The organism is Kineococcus sp. AC630 (assembly GCF_979255925.1).
The window spans coordinates 1-235 of record NZ_CEEDMJ010000152.1 but is presented as its reverse complement, the minus strand read 5'-3'; the positions used below and the strand labels follow the sequence as shown (position 1 = coordinate 235).

Genomic DNA, 235 nt, shown 5'->3' with positions numbered 1-235 from the left:
CGACGTCGCGGTCCAGGGACACCCGAACTCGCTGCCGCTGAAGGGTGCCACTCGCTACCGCGACAACTGGGACCTCTCCGCGGCCCGCGCCATGCCGGTCGTCCAGCGGTTCATCGCCGCCGGCATCCCCGGCGACCACCTCTCGGGCACCGGGTACGCCGCCAGCCGTCCGCTGTACCCGAACGAGGACCCCAAGGCGCTGACGGGCAACCGTCGCGTCGACCTGGTCATCGCC

General features: G+C 72.3%; 1 protein-coding gene. It reads left to right on the top strand.

The window, feature by feature from the left end:
* The coding region (locus AC0I8G_RS26215; RefSeq protein WP_471732543.1) for an OmpA/MotB family protein at positions 1-235 on the top strand (235 nt) is incomplete at both ends.